The organism is Pseudomonas laurylsulfatiphila (assembly GCF_002934665.1).
GTDB classification, from domain to species: Bacteria; Pseudomonadota; Gammaproteobacteria; order Pseudomonadales; family Pseudomonadaceae; genus Aquipseudomonas; species Aquipseudomonas laurylsulfatiphila.
In genome coordinates this window covers 343,368-358,339 of record NZ_NIRS01000004.1, presented here as the reverse complement: position 1 = coordinate 358,339, position 14,972 = coordinate 343,368, and the positions used below count along the sequence as shown (strand labels likewise).

15 protein-coding genes are annotated in these 14,972 nt (G+C 54.6%); 6 read left to right on the top strand and 9 right to left on the bottom strand.

Annotated elements, in window-relative coordinates:
* Positions 1 to 30 precede the first annotated feature (30 nt).
* From CD175_RS16405 to rssC, 3 genes are all read left to right on the top strand, one after another.
* On the top strand, positions 31 to 720 hold the full coding sequence (locus tag CD175_RS16405; RefSeq protein ID WP_104449709.1) for an MlaA family lipoprotein: 690 nt from the start codon (positions 31 to 33) through the stop codon (positions 718 to 720).
* Between the two features lie 391 nt (positions 721 to 1,111).
* Complete coding sequence (gene rssB, locus CD175_RS16400; protein WP_104449708.1) at positions 1,112 to 2,293, top strand: two-component system response regulator RssB; 1,182 nt, start codon at positions 1,112 to 1,114, stop codon at positions 2,291 to 2,293.
* Positions 2,293 to 2,775, top strand: coding sequence for an anti-sigma factor antagonist RssC (gene rssC, locus CD175_RS16395; RefSeq protein WP_007978612.1), 483 nt, complete (start codon positions 2,293 to 2,295; stop codon positions 2,773 to 2,775). The genes rssB and rssC overlap by 1 nt, the downstream gene beginning before the upstream one ends.
* A gap of 181 nt (positions 2,776 to 2,956) precedes the next feature.
* Here the strand turns inward: rssC and tal are convergent, their stop codons facing one another.
* On the bottom strand, positions 2,957 to 3,883 hold the full coding sequence (gene tal / locus CD175_RS16390; RefSeq protein WP_104449707.1) for a transaldolase: 927 nt from the start codon (positions 3,881 to 3,883) through the stop codon (positions 2,957 to 2,959).
* A gap of 476 nt (positions 3,884 to 4,359) precedes the next feature.
* Between tal and CD175_RS16385 the strand changes: the two genes are divergently transcribed.
* Positions 4,360 to 4,728 carry a hypothetical protein gene (locus CD175_RS16385; RefSeq protein ID WP_104449965.1) on the top strand — a complete coding sequence of 123 codons (369 nt, stop codon included), beginning with the start codon at positions 4,360 to 4,362 and terminating at the stop codon, positions 4,726 to 4,728.
* 74 nt (positions 4,729 to 4,802) lie between these two features.
* On the top strand, positions 4,803 to 5,429 hold the full coding sequence (locus tag CD175_RS16380; protein WP_338066219.1) for a hypothetical protein: 627 nt from the start codon (positions 4,803 to 4,805) through the stop codon (positions 5,427 to 5,429).
* Between the two features lie 35 nt (positions 5,430 to 5,464).
* Here CD175_RS16380 and CD175_RS16375 read toward each other — a convergent pair whose 3' ends face one another.
* From CD175_RS16375 to CD175_RS16345, 7 genes are all read right to left on the bottom strand, one after another.
* A complete protein-coding gene (locus CD175_RS16375) occupies positions 5,465 to 5,923 on the bottom strand; it encodes a phosphohexomutase domain-containing protein (RefSeq protein ID WP_104449706.1) in 459 nt (152 codons plus the stop codon).
* Between the two features lie 178 nt (positions 5,924 to 6,101).
* Positions 6,102 to 6,491 carry a VanZ family protein gene (locus CD175_RS16370; protein WP_104449705.1) on the bottom strand — a complete coding sequence of 130 codons (390 nt, stop codon included), beginning with the start codon at positions 6,489 to 6,491 and terminating at the stop codon, positions 6,102 to 6,104.
* On the bottom strand, positions 6,488 to 8,572 hold the full coding sequence (locus CD175_RS16365) for a YjbH domain-containing protein (protein WP_104449704.1): 2,085 nt from the start codon (positions 8,570 to 8,572) through the stop codon (positions 6,488 to 6,490). The genes CD175_RS16370 and CD175_RS16365 overlap by 4 nt, the downstream gene beginning before the upstream one ends.
* The gene (locus tag CD175_RS16360) at positions 8,569 to 9,336 is read right to left on the bottom strand and encodes a capsule biosynthesis GfcC family protein (RefSeq protein WP_420849115.1); all 768 of its coding nucleotides are present in this window, start codon (positions 9,334 to 9,336) and stop codon (positions 8,569 to 8,571) included. Before CD175_RS16360 ends, CD175_RS16365 begins: the two co-directional genes overlap by 4 nt.
* Positions 9,333 to 9,992 (bottom strand): YjbF family lipoprotein, encoded by a 660-nt coding sequence (locus CD175_RS16355; RefSeq protein WP_104449702.1) that lies wholly within the window; start codon positions 9,990 to 9,992, stop codon positions 9,333 to 9,335. The genes CD175_RS16360 and CD175_RS16355 overlap by 4 nt, the downstream gene beginning before the upstream one ends.
* A gap of 13 nt (positions 9,993 to 10,005) precedes the next feature.
* A complete protein-coding gene (locus tag CD175_RS16350; protein ID WP_167399533.1) occupies positions 10,006 to 11,118 on the bottom strand; it encodes a polysaccharide biosynthesis/export family protein in 1,113 nt (370 codons plus the stop codon).
* An 88-nt stretch (positions 11,119 to 11,206) separates the two neighbouring features.
* Positions 11,207 to 11,482 (bottom strand): hypothetical protein, encoded by a 276-nt coding sequence (locus tag CD175_RS16345; protein WP_104449700.1) that lies wholly within the window; start codon positions 11,480 to 11,482, stop codon positions 11,207 to 11,209.
* Between the two features lie 815 nt (positions 11,483 to 12,297).
* Here CD175_RS16345 and CD175_RS16340 point away from each other — a divergent pair.
* On the top strand, positions 12,298 to 14,010 hold the full coding sequence (locus CD175_RS16340) for a hypothetical protein (protein WP_146094587.1): 1,713 nt from the start codon (positions 12,298 to 12,300) through the stop codon (positions 14,008 to 14,010).
* A 228-nt stretch (positions 14,011 to 14,238) separates the two neighbouring features.
* Here CD175_RS16340 and CD175_RS16330 read toward each other — a convergent pair whose 3' ends face one another.
* Entirely contained in the window at positions 14,239 to 14,940 is a 702-nt protein-coding gene (locus tag CD175_RS16330; RefSeq protein WP_276309766.1) for a WecB/TagA/CpsF family glycosyltransferase, read from the bottom strand.
* Positions 14,941 to 14,972: the final 32 nt, after the last annotated feature.

The following is a 14,972-nucleotide window of genomic DNA, read 5'->3' as shown; positions in this document are numbered from 1 at the left end:
GAGCCGGTACAAACCAAGGAGTTTTTTTCTATGCGCTGGAGCAATCATCTAGCCAGGATTTGTGTATGCGCCAGTGTGATGCTGGTTCCGTTCGTTGCCCAGGCAGCCTCGGAAGATGATCCTTGGGAAAGCGTCAACCGCCCGATCTACAAGTTCAACGACGTAATCGACACCTACGCGCTGAAGCCCTTGGCCCAGGGCTACCAGTACATAACTCCGCAGTTTGTCGAAGACGGCGTTCACAACTTTTTCCGGAACATCGGCGACGTGCGCAACCTCGCCAACGATATCCTGCAGGCCAAACCCCGTGCCGCCGGCGTTGATACCGCACGCATCATTTTCAACACCACTTTCGGCTTGCTGGGCGTGATTGATGTCGGCACCAAAATGGGCCTGCAGCGCAATGACGAAGATTTCGGCCAGACGCTGGGTTACTGGGGTGTCGGCAGCGGCCCTTACGTGATGCTGCCGCTGCTGGGCCCAAGCACCTTGCGCGATGCACCGTCCAAGTACGTCGACAGCTACACGGGCGCCTATCGCTACGTGAACGACGTTCCCGTGCGTAACTCGTTCTTCGCCCTGGACATCATCGATACGCGTGCCAACCTGCTGTCGAGCGAGAAGCTGATCACTGGCGACAAGTACACCTTCATCCGTAATGCGTACCTGCAGAACCGGGAATTCAAGGTGAAAGACGGTCAGGTCGAAGACGATTTCTGATCTCGATCGGTAAACCGAAAAAAAGGCGGCCATCAAGGTCGCCTTTTTTGTTTGCGAAGACCTGCATGCGAATGAAATCGCGCTTTTCACTGGCGTCCCGACCGGATTGCCCCGTGGGTTCTAACCTTCCATTGAGTTACGGATTTGACTGTTCTTATAACTCTCGGTGATTTGACAAACAAAGACGTCAAGCGACCATCGGCGTGAGCTTGAAACGCCCCGCGGATGGGAGTACCGTCTGCGCCTTAGAAGGGCACCTCTGGTGTACACGTGTGTAGGGCAAATGCCCGAAAGCGGTGCGACAGAGAGGCTAGAAAGCGAATCCAGTAGTGAGTGCCGGGTCAAAATCCCCGCCTGCTACGCCAACCTAATTCTGGCGCCGTTTGCCCACATGCCAAAAACCAGTGCCACGCTGCTGATAATCGATGATGACGAAGTAGTGCGCGCGAGCCTCGCCGCCTATTTGGAAGACAGTGGTTTCAGCGTCTTGCAGGCCAGCAATGGCCAGCAGGGTCTTCAGGTATTCGAGCAAGACAAGCCCGACTTGGTCATCTGCGATCTGCGCATGCCGCAGATGGGCGGACTCGAACTCATCCGCCAGGTCACCGAGCTGTCGCCGCAAACGCCAGTGATCGTGGTGTCGGGTGCCGGCGTGATGAACGACGCGGTCGAGGCCCTGCGCCTGGGCGCGGCGGACTACCTGATCAAGCCTCTCGAAGATCTGGCCGTGCTCGAGCACTCTGTGCGCCGGGCCCTGGATCGCGCGCGCCTGCTGCTGGAAAACCAGCGCTACCGCGAGAAGCTGGAGAAGGCCAACCGCGAGCTCGAAGCCAGCCTGAACCTGCTCCAGGAAGACCAGAACGCCGGTCGCCAGGTGCAGATGAACATGCTGCCGGTCAGCCCGTGGAGCATCGACGAGTTCAAATTTGCTCACCAGATCATCCCGTCGTTGTACCTGTCGGGTGATTTCGTCGACTACTTTCGCGTCGACGAGCGTCGGGTAGCGTTTTACCTGGCGGACGTTTCCGGGCATGGCGCCTCTTCAGCCTTCGTCACCGTGCTGTTGAAGTTCATGACCACGCGCTTGCTGTTCGAATCCAAGCGCAGCGGCACCTTGCCGGAATTCAAGCCTTCAGAGGTTCTTGGTCATATCAACCGGGGCCTGATCAGTTGTAAGCTGGGTAAACACGTCACAATGGTCGGTGGAGTCATCGACGAGGAGACCGGTTTGTTGACCTATAGCATCGGCGGTCATTTGCCGTTGCCAGTGTTGTACACGCCAGACAGTGTTCGTTATCTGGAAGGGCGTGGCCTGCCGGTGGGCCTCTTCAACGAAGCCACCTATGAAGACCACGTGCTGGAATTGCCACCGACGTTCAGCCTGACGCTGATGTCTGATGGCATTCTGGACCTTTTGCCAGAACCCACACTCAAAGAAAAAGAAGCGGCGTTGCCCCAAAGGGTCAAGGCGGCGGGCGGCACCCTGGATGGGCTGCGGCAGGTTTTTGGATTGGCCACGCTAGGGGAGATGCCGGATGATATCGCCCTGTTGGTGTTGAGCAGGAATCTTTGATGAGTACCGGTAGAATCCAGTTCGCCGAGCAGGACGGCACCTTCGTCCTGAAGTTCGTCGGTGAAGTTCGCCTGACCCTGTGTTCGGCGTTGGATGCGACTATTGAGCGGATCTTCAGCGCGTTGAATTTCAACGCGATCGTGATCGATCTGACCGAAACCCGCAGCATCGACAGCACCACACTTGGCCTGCTGGCCAAGCTGTCGATCCTGTCGCGGCAGAAAGTCGGCCTGCTGCCGACCGTCGTCACCACCCACGAAGACATCACGCGGCTGTTGCAGTCCATGGGCTTCGAGCAGGTCTTCAACATCGTCGACAAGCCGGTGCCATGCCCGGAATGCCTGGACGACCTGCCAGACCAGGATCAGTCCGAAGAAGTGGTGCGGATCAAGGTGCTCGAAGCGCACAAGATCCTCATGGGCCTGAACGACACCAATCGTGAAGCCTTCCATGATCTGGTGAATGCGCTCGAACGGCACTGATCTCATGACTCAACGGGCGTCTGTCCGGGCGTCTTCGCCGGCAAGCCGGCTCCTACAGTGGTCCCTTGATTACACAAATCCCCTGTAGGAGCTGGCTTGCCAGCGATGGCGTCCCACCAAACGCACACAAAAAAGGGCGAACCCACCAAGGTTCGCCCTTTTTGCATGACTCCCGCTCAGATCACAGCTTGGCCTGCAACAACGCCTCAAGCTTCTCCTGATCCCGCGCGAACTGACGAATACCTTCAGCCAGCTTCTCGGTCGCCATCGCGTCTTCGTTGGACAACCAGCGGAACTGCGACTCGTTGAGGCTCAGGCGCGCTTCGCCGGCATGACCAGGCGCCAGTTTGCGCTCCAGCTTGCCGGTATCCGCTGCCAGCTTGTCGATCAGGTCCGGGCTGATGGTCAGGCGGTCGCAGCCGGCCAGTTGTTCGATCTGGCCCAGATTGCGGAAGCTCGCCCCCATGACCACAGTCTTGTAGTCATTGGCCTTGTAGTAGTTGTAGATGCGCGTCACCGACTGCACGCCCGGATCATCCGCACCGGTGTAATCGTTGCCGTTGGCTTTCTTGTACCAGTCGTAGATACGGCCCACGAACGGCGAAATCAGGAACACCCCGGCATCGGCACAGGCGGCTGCCTGGGCGAAGGAGAACAGCAGGGTCAGGTTGGTCTGGATGCCTTCCTTTTCCAGGATCTCGGCGGCGCGGATGCCTTCCCAGGTGGAGGCGATCTTGATCAGTACGCGCTCGCGGCCAATGCCGGCCTTGTCGTACAGCTCGATCAGGCGATGGGCGCGCTTCAACATGGCATCGGTATCGAACGACAGGCGCGCATCCACTTCGGTGGAAATGCGGCCCGGGATTACTTTCAGGATTTCCTGACCCACAGCGACGCCAAAACGGTCGCTGGCCAGCCCCACATCGCCCTTGCAGTCGTTGACGCTGGCGTTCAGCAGCTCGGCATACGCAGGAATGGCCGCGGCCTTGAGCAGCAGGGAAGGGTTGGTGGTGGCGTCTACCGGTTTAACGCGAGCGATCGCTTCGAAGTCGCCGGTGTCGGCAACCACGGTTGTCATTTGTTTGAGTTGTTCCAGCTTGGAAGTCATGGGCGTGCTCTGTCCTATGGGTCTGATGACATTACCCGAGCGCTGACAGCCACTCAAGGGCGTGTACGTGTATAGACGGCCCCTGCGGCAACAACGTGAAAACGGCTGTTTGAAAGACGGGGGCGTGGTATCGGTAAATAGGATGCCAAGCAGGCTCACAGGTTCAACTGATCTGACGGTTAACGCCTCGCAATCAGATCATCTGACGCCTGAGTCTTCTGACAACTCTCGCGGTACCTTGCGTGTAACTACCGATATCGTTGAAGTCTATATAGTTCGATTGCGGGCTCAATAATTGTTATAAAAAGTCACTTAATACTGGGTCGGATTAGTCTTTGCGCTAACAAGTGTAATGTTATTTGGCAAAGGCTTTATCGTTAGAATACGTCCAGTACATATATGGAATAAGGTGTAATGTAATAATTGCGAATGTGTGCTTGTAGAAATAACTTCACGACGTGAAGAGGGATATGTTTTTGGATGCATTTGATGATTTGATGCTTGGCTACGCACTAAAAAAATTGACCAGCGTGTTTGAAGAAGTCATGGAACTTTCGAAAAATACCGCTTTGGACAAGGCGACGTGCGTGCTGGGTATCAGACAGTCCAAAAGCGCAAAAAAAATCCCCGTCTGGTTGGGGCGCCTGAAAGTCAACACCCCTTATCAAGTGACGCATGTTCTGATCAATCAGATGCACGCCTCTCGAAAACTCAACAACGACCGGCGCTTCGCGGCACAAGTGGCCATGCTGGAAGCGCTGGTAGAGGACGGACTGGCGATGCACATCGCGAGTTATTCGGTGGTTGTCGTAGAGAATCGTCTGAAGTGCTTTATTGATCGATGAGCGTTGTATCTACTGAACACGCGGCCAGTATCCATTACACTGGAAAATTGCATCAGGGGTGAGGAAGTAGATTGGTGTCAAAACTGTACATCACTCAATACGCCGGCATCACCGTCATGCTTCCAGCGGCCATGGTCGTCGCTGGTTGGTTATGGTGCACGAGATCCAGAAAACTCGCCCTCTTATGGCTAGGCGTACTGTTCGTAGCCTATTTCGTCGTAGGTCTCAGTAAAGTGCTGTTCAAGGGCTGGGGAATCGGCCTGGAAAGTCTGGATGTCGCGGTCATCAGCGGCCACGCGATGAACGCCTGCCTGGTGTCGACCGTTGTACTGAGTTTGCTGTTCCGTCAACTGGATCATCGGCTTCGATGGCTGGCACTGGGTGCGGGGCTGCTGTCGACCTGGTGGTTCAGCGTCCAGTATGTCGGGCAGACGATTCATCCTCTGCCGGAAGCGATTGCCGGGGCGGTTGTGGGGTCAGTCGCGGCGTGCGTATTTCTTTTAAGGCTGGAGAGAAAGGAAATACGCAAAATTCCCCGGCAGGCGCTGGTGCTGGGGCTGGCGGTAATTCTACTGAGTACGAGCATTCCCAAGTACACCGCTGAGGGGGTTTTGAACTCGCTGGCAGTGACTCTGTCGGGGGCAGAAAAGGCATTCATGCAGCCTCACTGGCGCACACCCGGCGAATCGTCAAGGTTGTAGATTTTGGTTCGATTGTGAGTTCTGGCGAAGTGGCGTCACCAGGATTCACTACTATTTCTCTGTTCGATCCGCTCCAGCAGCTCTGCAGTTTTTTTCTGCATCATTGCAACATCGCCACGACTCTCAACTTTCAACAGGAGCTCGCTCTGCGATAGGCAGATCTTGAAGCGCCATTCAGTGAACGTCAGGCTTAGGCCGTCACTGTCATCCACATCCAGTGCCTCACTGGCATACAGGGTCCGCAAGTCCTCGAGTACCGCACTGGGATTATCGACCATGCGCCGAATTTCGCCTGAGGAAGGAAAGAGTCCAATGCGCTCCACCAACAGTTTTGGCTGTGGGGTGATAGTGGAGGGAGCACTTTCGTATGTCCGCAACCAGGCCATCAATCCACTATTACCCTCTGTGAACTTCTGCCCCAAAACCATATTGCCCGGTGCAAAAGGGTCCAGCGATTTATAGGCGGAGTCGATCGGTGATCTGGAAGCGTTCATAGTGGTCTGCCTTGAAAAAGGTTTATGGCCGCTCAAAAAACGCGGCACCCAAGAGCTAAAAAATACCGTTTACAGGCCTTTCTTATACAAATTCACGTAACAGGAATGGGTTGCGTCGATTCAGTGTTTTGATGTTTGCACACGTGTTGTCGCAATGCTCAAGGACCAAGCCATAGTCTCAAGTGTCCGGGAACTCAGCGGACTGTTTGACGGGCTGGATCCAACGCCACGCAATCAAGCCGATCAACACACCGACAGCATTCGCCAAGGCGTCGTAAGGTGATGCCGTGCGCAGCGGCATCAGTCCTTGTGCATATTCGATCAGGATCCCCGTCAGCAGACAGCCCAAGGCGATCCAGTGCACCTTGACCCGCAGGAAGGCCAGCCGACAACTAAAAGACAACGCGAAAAAAGCAACCAGGTGATGCAGCTTGTCTTCCTGGGCAAAGGCTTCGGGAATCGGTTGCGCTCGCAAAGCGGCTGTCAGCAAGACCACACTGACACTGATGAAAAACAGCGTGCGTATGCTTTGGGAAAGTTGTGTGACACCCGAGAGTAACGAACTCATTCGGTGATTTTCTCAAAGTTCTTATAGAACGCATCTTTGTCGCGGCCATTGGTCATTGTGTACAGCGAATATTGGCGGTTAAGACGCGCGCCACCATCGCGGGTCAACGGAGCCCAGACCAGGTTGGCACGACGCATCGTGGAGACGCTCATCAACTCGTCGAAAGGGACCGAGATATAGATGCCTTTGTCGAAGCTACCCTCGCCGAACTCTTCTTTAGAGGCTGTGGTGCGGGTGACCCAGCCACCGAACTTCACGCCGTTAGTGAACTCATGCGAAAGATCGACCGTGGCACCCCAATCGCGCGCCAGGTACCGTCCAACACTGACCGCCGCCTGCAAATCGAACGGCAGTTCGGTATAGGTGGTGATGTGACCGGTCACGGTGTTGTAATCGCGCAGACCAAAACCCTGATCAAAGTCACGCTGGCGCACAAAGTTCAAATCAGCACCCACGGCCCAGCGCTCGCCCATGGGGCGGAACAGCAATTCACCTCCGACCCCGGCGAACATTGACTCCAGATAACCGCCATACACCATGCCGAACAAGTCTTGATCCAGTTGCTTGGCATGGTTGAGCTGAAATGTCGGCATTGTTACATCAGAGGTGATGACGTACTTGCGCAAGTCGGTGCGCACTCGGGGCAGATTGCTCGGCGCGTCGTACGTGAACTTATCAAAGTTGTTCAGGAGATTGGTGCTTATGACCCCGCTCGTCCACGTGTTGCGGGTAAAGCGGTATTCTGCGTCCACATCAGCAGTCAACTGGTACAACAAACCGTCAGGACCACCAACGTTTTGCTTGTAACCCAAGCCGAAACCATAGGTAAAAGGCTCGAGGGCCTGGGTGTACAGCGTGTTTTCAATGTGTGGCGTGGCCCGGTTCAATTCGGTGGTGCGGTGCAGGTCTGTAAGGTCTTGTTGGTTGTTCACCACGGCCCGGAATGTTTCGCGCGGCACGCTGACTTCGTCCACGGGCATGTCGTAACGCTTGTTCACCAGCGTGAACCAGTCGATTTCGTCATTCGCGCTGTTGTCCAGAATCCGGCTGGCCCGGCCCACGCCTTTGGCTGAGTAGAAATAGCGTGACTGCTCGCCATACACAATCAGTTCGGAATCGCGCTGAGCAATACGCTCGACCTTATAACCTGCGTTGTTTTCCAGCCGTTTGGAAACCCCCGCCCAGTCGACCTGATCGAGCGGCGTGGTTGGCGCGTGTGCCGGCAGCGCTTCGACAGCGGGGTCGTAGCGCTTGGCCGGCGCCTTGCGGCTGGCGAAATTGGTATGAAAAGTGATGCCGAACAACGCGGTGTTGCCGCGCTCCCAACCTGCGGTCAAATCGACAGAGTCAGTTAGTTTGAAGACCGCCCCGATGTTGATGGGCGAGTCCTGCTTCAGGCTATTGTCCAGAGGCTCGTGCTTGTAGTCGTTACCGTCGAACTCGAGTTTCAAGCTCAAGGGCGACCAGGGCGTCTGATAGGACACACCGCCAAACAACGCGGGCGAGCCTCGAAAATACGAGTTGGTATTGACATCGCCCGCGTCCGCGCCCGTATTTACCGGGCGTGTATCAAAGCGCTCATCAAGGTACCCCAGCGGATTCTCGAAATCTCCCCGGTTACCGATATAGCCCCAGGCAATACCCAGGCTGAAATCCAGATTGTAGTAACGTTTGTTCGCCACAAAGTATTCGCTGGAAAACAGGCCGGTGCCCCCAACATCGCGAAAACCGAGCGCGACCTCGGGCAACCAGTGGCTTTCTTGCCAGAGGCGGGCTTTGACATCGACCGCCTTGTCTTTATAGCTCTGGTCGCCACTGAATGCCTCGGCCCCGTATTTACGGTCGCTGATAGCGGTATAACGAAAACTGCCTTCCAGCCAATCAAGGGGCTGTATTGAAATGCTATAGCGAGAATATGGGTCTGTCCGGTTGGCGTTCAGGCTGAATTCGCCGGCGGGTGCCATCCGTGCGGTGGGGGTTTGCAACAAACCCACGCCACCGAAATCATTCTGGGTAAAACGTGGCTCGCCATGAGCCAGACTGTAGGGCAACAACACTACGGCGGCAAAACGTAACTTCAAGGGGCCACCTCGGGCAACGGTTGGGTGGCGAGAAACTGGGCCAGCTGCTCGTTCAAATCGGGTGTAGGCAGATCCGGATCATCGTTTCGCACGGGCACCAGAATGGTGCTGCCTGCGGCGGCAAACACCCCGTCTTCGCGATTCCAGGCGGCGTTGCCGACTCGCCTGACCTGGCCATCGGGCTGAATCAACCACAGGTAATCGGCATCTGCGTCGGGCACCGGCGGACAGCTTTTGAGATATTCCTGGGCTTGTTGCGGGGCGCGATAAGGCAGCGTGCAGGACTTTTCCACTGCGCCCAGTACGGTGACCGTAGACGGGCGTCGGGGGTAGATCAGATGGTCGCCGTCGTTGAGCGAGTAATTGAGGGCGAACGCGACTTCCAATGCCACGGGGTCGAGCACCGCGACTTTCCGGCCGGTAACGGGTAGTCGGCTGACCTCTTCAAACAGGCGCGCAGCCAGGGCCGCCAGGCTGCTTTTTTCTTCAAGCAAGGCCCCACGTTGAAGCATTTTCAGATCGAACAGCACACCGGCTTTAAGGCGTGTTTGCTGCAGCATCAGTGGTTGGTGCAACCAGGCGGCGGCCAGCCAGTAACTTTCGGCGTTCGGGCGTCCCTGGCTGACGGCATCGAGCAAGCGCGTGCCTGGCACGAACGTGAAGGATCCGGCGTTCAGTACATCACCCGTGACTGTGACAGCGGCCTGAGTCATCGCAGAACTTGCCAGCAACAGGCAAGCCGACAGCGTTTTCGAATATCTCACCGAGCCGTCTCCCAGTCGGGGCGCAATTGCACAATCTTCAAGAAAAGTTCCGGCGTGAGATGTTGTTCGCTCTGCAGGATCAAGCCGTCGTCAGGCCTGACCCAAAAACGGTTAGTGGCCTTGAAACCCAGCTCAGGGATGTCGACGCGTTCGTCAATGCGCAGCAGCGCATAGTCCTTGTCCAGAATGGTGACGGTTTCGATGGCCTGTCGACTGAAGCGACTGTTGACCGCCAGTCCGACCCGCGGACCCTGATAGACATCAATCCAGCGGGTACTGCTGTAACCGTCGGGCAATTGCTGCAAGCCACGCTTGAACGGCGACTCACCGTCGAAGCGCGTGCCATCGAGATTGATGCTCAGGCCGACAGTGCGAACGACCAGGCCATCGCGCATCAACAACACTTGCTTGCCGGAGGCGACCCAGAACTCCAGGTCACCCTGCTGGCGAAGCTTCGCCAGTACACCTTCGCTGGCGTGCGTGGTGACCTTGATCTGCGCATAGGGCACGGCCTCCACTTGCGCCGCAGTCACTTCCAGCGGTTGGACGCCCAGGGTGGAGGCTTTAAAGGTATCCAGGGACGCCTGCATCAACGGATTGCAGCCACACAGCAGTAAACCCACCGCCAGGCATGAGCTGTTACGCAAAGTTTTCAAAGCGGCTCAAACCTTATCGACTGCTGGCTTCACTGAGATTGTTTTGAGCTGCCGCTCCGGTACCGATGATAGCGGCCGAAGGCAGCAACTGGCTGATCAAGCGGTTCCAGCGGGTCACGCCTGCAGGGCCGACGTAGACAATGTCCTGGGGTTGCAGATCGAAGCGGCTGGCGAGAGCAAAGGCGGTAGGCGATTCGGCGTCCAGTTGAAAGACTTTTGCCGGCTCGGTTTCAAGGTTTTCGGCACCTCGAATGACATACAGCGCGTTGCCGTTGGAGGTGGTCTGGTTCAGTCCACCGACCGTTCCGACCGCATCCGCCAGATTCATCCGATTGATCTTGAACGTGAGCGCCCGAGGCTGGTTGACCTCACCCATGACGTAGATCTTTTTGCGATCGTTGTAGGGAAGGTACAACTGATCGCCGTCTTTCAAATAGACGTTATGCAACTGCGAGCCTTTGCTGTTGAGCGAGTCCAGGTCCAGCGGATACTCACGTCCGTCCCGGGTCAGCGTCAGGCCGGCAAGGTCGGCATTCAATGGATCGACGGTAGCAGTGCCCATGGCTTCGACGACACTGAGCGGCGAAGTGGTAATGGGTAGTTGACCGGCTTTTAAAATAGCACCGGAAATAACGACTTTTTGACTGGCAAACCGCAAAACACTCAAATCAACCTGGGGGCTGTCGACGAATTGGGTCAGGCGCTCGGCAATAAAACCGCGTAGCTCCTCGATGGTTTTGCCTTCGGCATGAATATTACCGATGTAGGGGTAGAACATGGTGCCGTCCGGGCGTACCAGGCGACCGTTCGCATCAATTTGCTGTTGCGCACCCGATGGCGCAGTCAACTCAGGATGGTCCCACACAGTGATGTACAACACATCATTGGCGCCAATCCGGTAAGCCCCCGGCTTGAACGCCAACAACTCGGCGGGTACCGAGGTTTGCACTTTTGTCGCCGCGTTCTGGGCAATCAGTTTGGGCGTTATCGGAATCAACTCGATCCGACTACTTTCCGGTGAGCCTTCACGGCCGACCTGACTGGTATCCAGGTGTTGACCGGGTGAGAACATACAGCCTTGCAGGGCTATACCCGCAAGCACAGCGAGCGACAAACTACGAATCATGATTGAGGACACTTGTGGAGGAAACACATCAGAACGGAACCACCCGGATTGCTCCGGGTGGTAGAAGGCTATCGACCTCGCGGTGCGCTTAGCGTGTACCGGTGGTGCCGGTCGTGCCGGTAGTGCCGGTCGTGCCCCCGCCATTGTTGCTTCCGCCACTGGATGACAGCGCCGCAACGCCGGCTACAACCGTGGCGCCGAGGCCGATAACACTCTCTGTGCTCAGGTTGCCGATGAGAGGGGTGGGCTGATTCAAAGACGTGCTTGCAGGCGTGCCTGGAGCAGAAGACGCTGCGGGAGGCTCAGCGGCCAAAACGGAGGCACTTAAAGAAAGCATTAGAGCTGAAGCAAGTAGTTTGGTCATGGTAGATTCCTTTTTGATGCATCGTCGGTATTGGCGGTGAAACTAAGAAGCGAGCGTGCAAGGCCAAAAACTCAGAGCGTCCATTAACGTTAAGGATAGTATTGATTCGAACTCGATGAGCGTGGACCTCTGGCTCATTCCTCAGTGAGATTTATCTTGCGATAATTGCCTTAAGAATACCTGTGTAGGGCGCCTTATAGGTCTGACGTTTTATAACAGTGCTCGCTGTTTCTAACATTCGCCATCGGCCATTTGGTGCAAATGTTGTGGTTCGTACCTGATGTTCACGCCATACAATAGATAAGTAGTGCCACTATCCAAAGCGTTGTGGGCTGGCGGCTTGCCAACGCCGAGTATTGGCAAGCCTCTCCGGCAAGCCACGCTTGGCCTTCCAGTACAACTCAGGGGAGGTTGTTGTTGTCGGGTCGGGTCGGGTCGGGTCGGCCCGGCACTCGGCAATGTTCCTGGGAAGCGCTCAACCACTTGATAAGACACTGCGAGGCTGCTAGCCGGCTCGCACACCCGAATCGTTCCGGCACGCCGAATGTAGAAATCATTAGGGGGGCTTTGGATGGCACGACCCCCCTTGTTTACCGCAAACTATTCAAGCGGCCATCTACCGACTCGGAGTGGGTACTGACGTCGGCGGACTCCATCCTTATGTTAGACATCCTCGACAGGGCCATGAGTCAGGTTCGGTCTCGGCACTTAGAAGGGTTATAGGTCCCCTGTAGTGGCTCGTCCTAGCCATTACGTACCGGCGAAATTTCCACTGGTATACTGCCGATCGTTCCTGTTTTTGAGATCTGGTCGTCATGATAAATCGCCGGCAATTGTTAAAACTCAGCGCGCTTGGTACAGCGTCTTTAGCGGCACTTGGTACCACCTCTTTCGCAGCGTTGGGTAATGATTTGCACCGGCTACAGATTGTTGATCCAAACCTGCCTCCAGGAAAGCTTGTCTCCCAACTGGTGTCAGTTTGGGAGCATGCAGGCCTAATCACAGACCGGCCGAGCTTGGATCCATCAACTTGGGATTGGACGCCTGCCGTACAGGCGCTATTGAATCGTGGCGGTTACATTCTTCTGCCGGAAAACTTCACCTACACAGTATCCTCCACCCTGCAGATGCGGAGTAATACTTGGCTGATTATAGATGGAACTCTGAAATTTGCTGATCAAAGGGAAACGCTCAGCACAGATCATTTGCTCATGTGTGGTGATGCTGGAGATTCCCGCGTCGATATCTCAATTTCCGGGTTTGGAACCATCGATGGGAACTATCAGAACCGGCAAAGTTTTGCGCCAACCTCGGGGGCATACCTCTTACTTGCCAGAGAAACAAAAAAACTCCGGATTGCTCCTGGACTAAAATTTATCAACGCGCCTTCCTCAGCAATCGTAGGGGTCGCTTGTATTGATGCAATCGTAGCTGGTGCGGACCTGCGATATATACGGGAGCATGGAGTCTACTTTTCAACGGACTCTAACGGCATTAAGATTTTGTCCAATATTTTGAATGATTTGGCAGTGGGCAATGCTTACTGTTCGGATGCCGTAAAGCTGCGCAACAACTGCTCAAATTTTGTAATTCAGGGAAACACCCTAAACGAAGCGCCGCTGACCACTCCCAACGTTGTGCGTGGCATCGTACTTGATGATTCTGACAACGTATCTCCAATCAATCATGCGATCTGTCATGACGGCAAGATTCTGGATAACACAATGCTGGGGCTCAGCACTGGCATTTGGTTTAAAGGCTCTCTGGTTGATGCTGCTAGGGCGGATTCCCTGTTTGATATGCGGGTCGAAGTGTCCCGAAACACGTTTGAAGCGAAGACTTCGTCGCCGTTGTTCGCGGGCATACTGGATCGAGTTCGGAAGGTTGATCTGAACGACAATACTTGGCGGAACTTCAGCGCTGGCATTTACGGTGGTGGTGTTGGTGATATTGCGCTTCGTCGCAACAAGATCAAGCATGCTACCGGAGTATCTGGTGACGGGATTCGCATGCTTGATACGGTCTATAACGACACGGAAACCTCTTCGAGAGCGCGGGGTGACGTCACGCTAGTCGACAACGAAGTAACCGGATACAACGGCGTCGGTGCACTGCTAACAGTGGCAAACGCTTGCGATGAATTAAAGCGCAATAAAATTGTTTCTCAGGGGCGTGCGGTCTCATATCAAGATTATGGTTTAAGTACCGCCCCAACTAGCGGTCGCCAGGTAGTTGACTTATCTGATAATCCGCGACTCACTTCGACCGGGGTGGGGGTTGCCGCAGTTTTCCTTAATACCCGAACGGCAGTCACAGTTCAGTACCTTGTTGCAGACAATATTGTCACATCGGAATCAGTGGGTATTGCATGCTCCGTTGCACAAAATAGTTTGGCAATCACTAACCAGATCGATGCGCCAATCCCAGTAAGTGTCGACACTAGCGCTACTGTATTTCGAAAGCGTGACTACGGCACTGGCGGACCAATTGAGAAAATAATTAACTCACCGAAAAATGAGCAGCGCTAGTCTGGCGTCTCTATCGCAGCCATGAGCGTTATAGCTGTTGGCAAATGCGAGGCTTGTAGAGGAACACAAAAAACACCGAGTGGAACACTGCTACCTTGATATCCAGCTTCACCAGGGGCGGCCAGACCGTCGATCTTTCGGATGCCCACTGGCTTAAGAACTCAGCATCAGATTTCAAAGTTTATGGAATACTTTGGTTAGAATCGGCTGATCTTTGAAAAATAGAAGCTACTTTTTTTCGCGGAGCTGGGAAAGTTTTGCTTTTATCAGCAACCAGAGGAATTGACTATTCGTTGTAAGATAGCGCTTCCACATTCGGCCGGGCTCTTGAATTACACGGTATAGCCATTCAAGTCCCCACTTTTGCATCCATTTTGGAGCACGTTTGACTTTTCCGGCTACTACATCAAACGTGCCACCAACGCCCATAACAAAATTAACGCCAAGCTGATTTTTCCAGTGGTTGATAAAATTTTCTTTTTTGGGAGAAGTAATAGCGACAAAAAGCAATTGCGCACCTGATTGTTTAATTTTTTCGACCATGGTTTGTTCATCGTCCCAGAAGTAGCCATGGTGAAAGCCTGCGATTTTTAGGTTCGGATAAATTAATTTAACGTTGCTAGCGGTAGTGGCTACAATATTTTCTTGAGCGCCGAGGAGATAGATAGAAAATCCCTTTCGTTCGCTCATCGCCAGTAGTTCGTGGAATAAATCCACGCCCGCAACACGTTCTGGAACTTCATGTCCAAGAAAGCGGGCGCCCCAAACAACGCCCATGCCATCAATATTAATAATGTCGCAAGATTTTACCGATTCGGACAACGTATGGTCCGTCCGCATGTGTACAATTTTTGCAACGTTTACCACAACATGCTGAATAAAATCGCCATCTTCAATTCTGTGTTGAATTGAAGATACCGTCTCCGCCATGCTGGATATATCTAGAGGGCAATCAAGGATGT

Bases quoted from the DNA above. Each gene is read 5' to 3' on its own strand.
- CD175_RS16330 (WP_276309766.1), bottom strand. From the start codon at position 14,940: ATGGCGGAGACGGTATCTTCAATTCAACACAGAATTGAAGATGGCGAT.
- CD175_RS16345 (WP_104449700.1), bottom strand. From the start codon at position 11,482: ATGACCAAACTACTTGCTTCAGCTCTAATGCTTTCTTTAAGTGCCTCC.
- rssB (WP_104449708.1), top strand. From the start codon at position 1,112: ATGCCAAAAACCAGTGCCACGCTGCTGATAATCGATGATGACGAAGTA.
- CD175_RS16340 (WP_146094587.1), top strand. From the start codon at position 12,298: ATGATAAATCGCCGGCAATTGTTAAAACTCAGCGCGCTTGGTACAGCG.
- CD175_RS16405 (WP_104449709.1), top strand. From the start codon at position 31: ATGCGCTGGAGCAATCATCTAGCCAGGATTTGTGTATGCGCCAGTGTG.
- CD175_RS16370 (WP_104449705.1), bottom strand. From the start codon at position 6,491: ATGAGTTCGTTACTCTCGGGTGTCACACAACTTTCCCAAAGCATACGC.
- rssC (WP_007978612.1), top strand. From the start codon at position 2,293: ATGAGTACCGGTAGAATCCAGTTCGCCGAGCAGGACGGCACCTTCGTC.
- CD175_RS16350 (WP_167399533.1), bottom strand. From the start codon at position 11,118: ATGATTCGTAGTTTGTCGCTCGCTGTGCTTGCGGGTATAGCCCTGCAA.
- CD175_RS16375 (WP_104449706.1), bottom strand. From the start codon at position 5,923: ATGAACGCTTCCAGATCACCGATCGACTCCGCCTATAAATCGCTGGAC.
- tal (WP_104449707.1), bottom strand. From the start codon at position 3,883: ATGACTTCCAAGCTGGAACAACTCAAACAAATGACAACCGTGGTTGCC.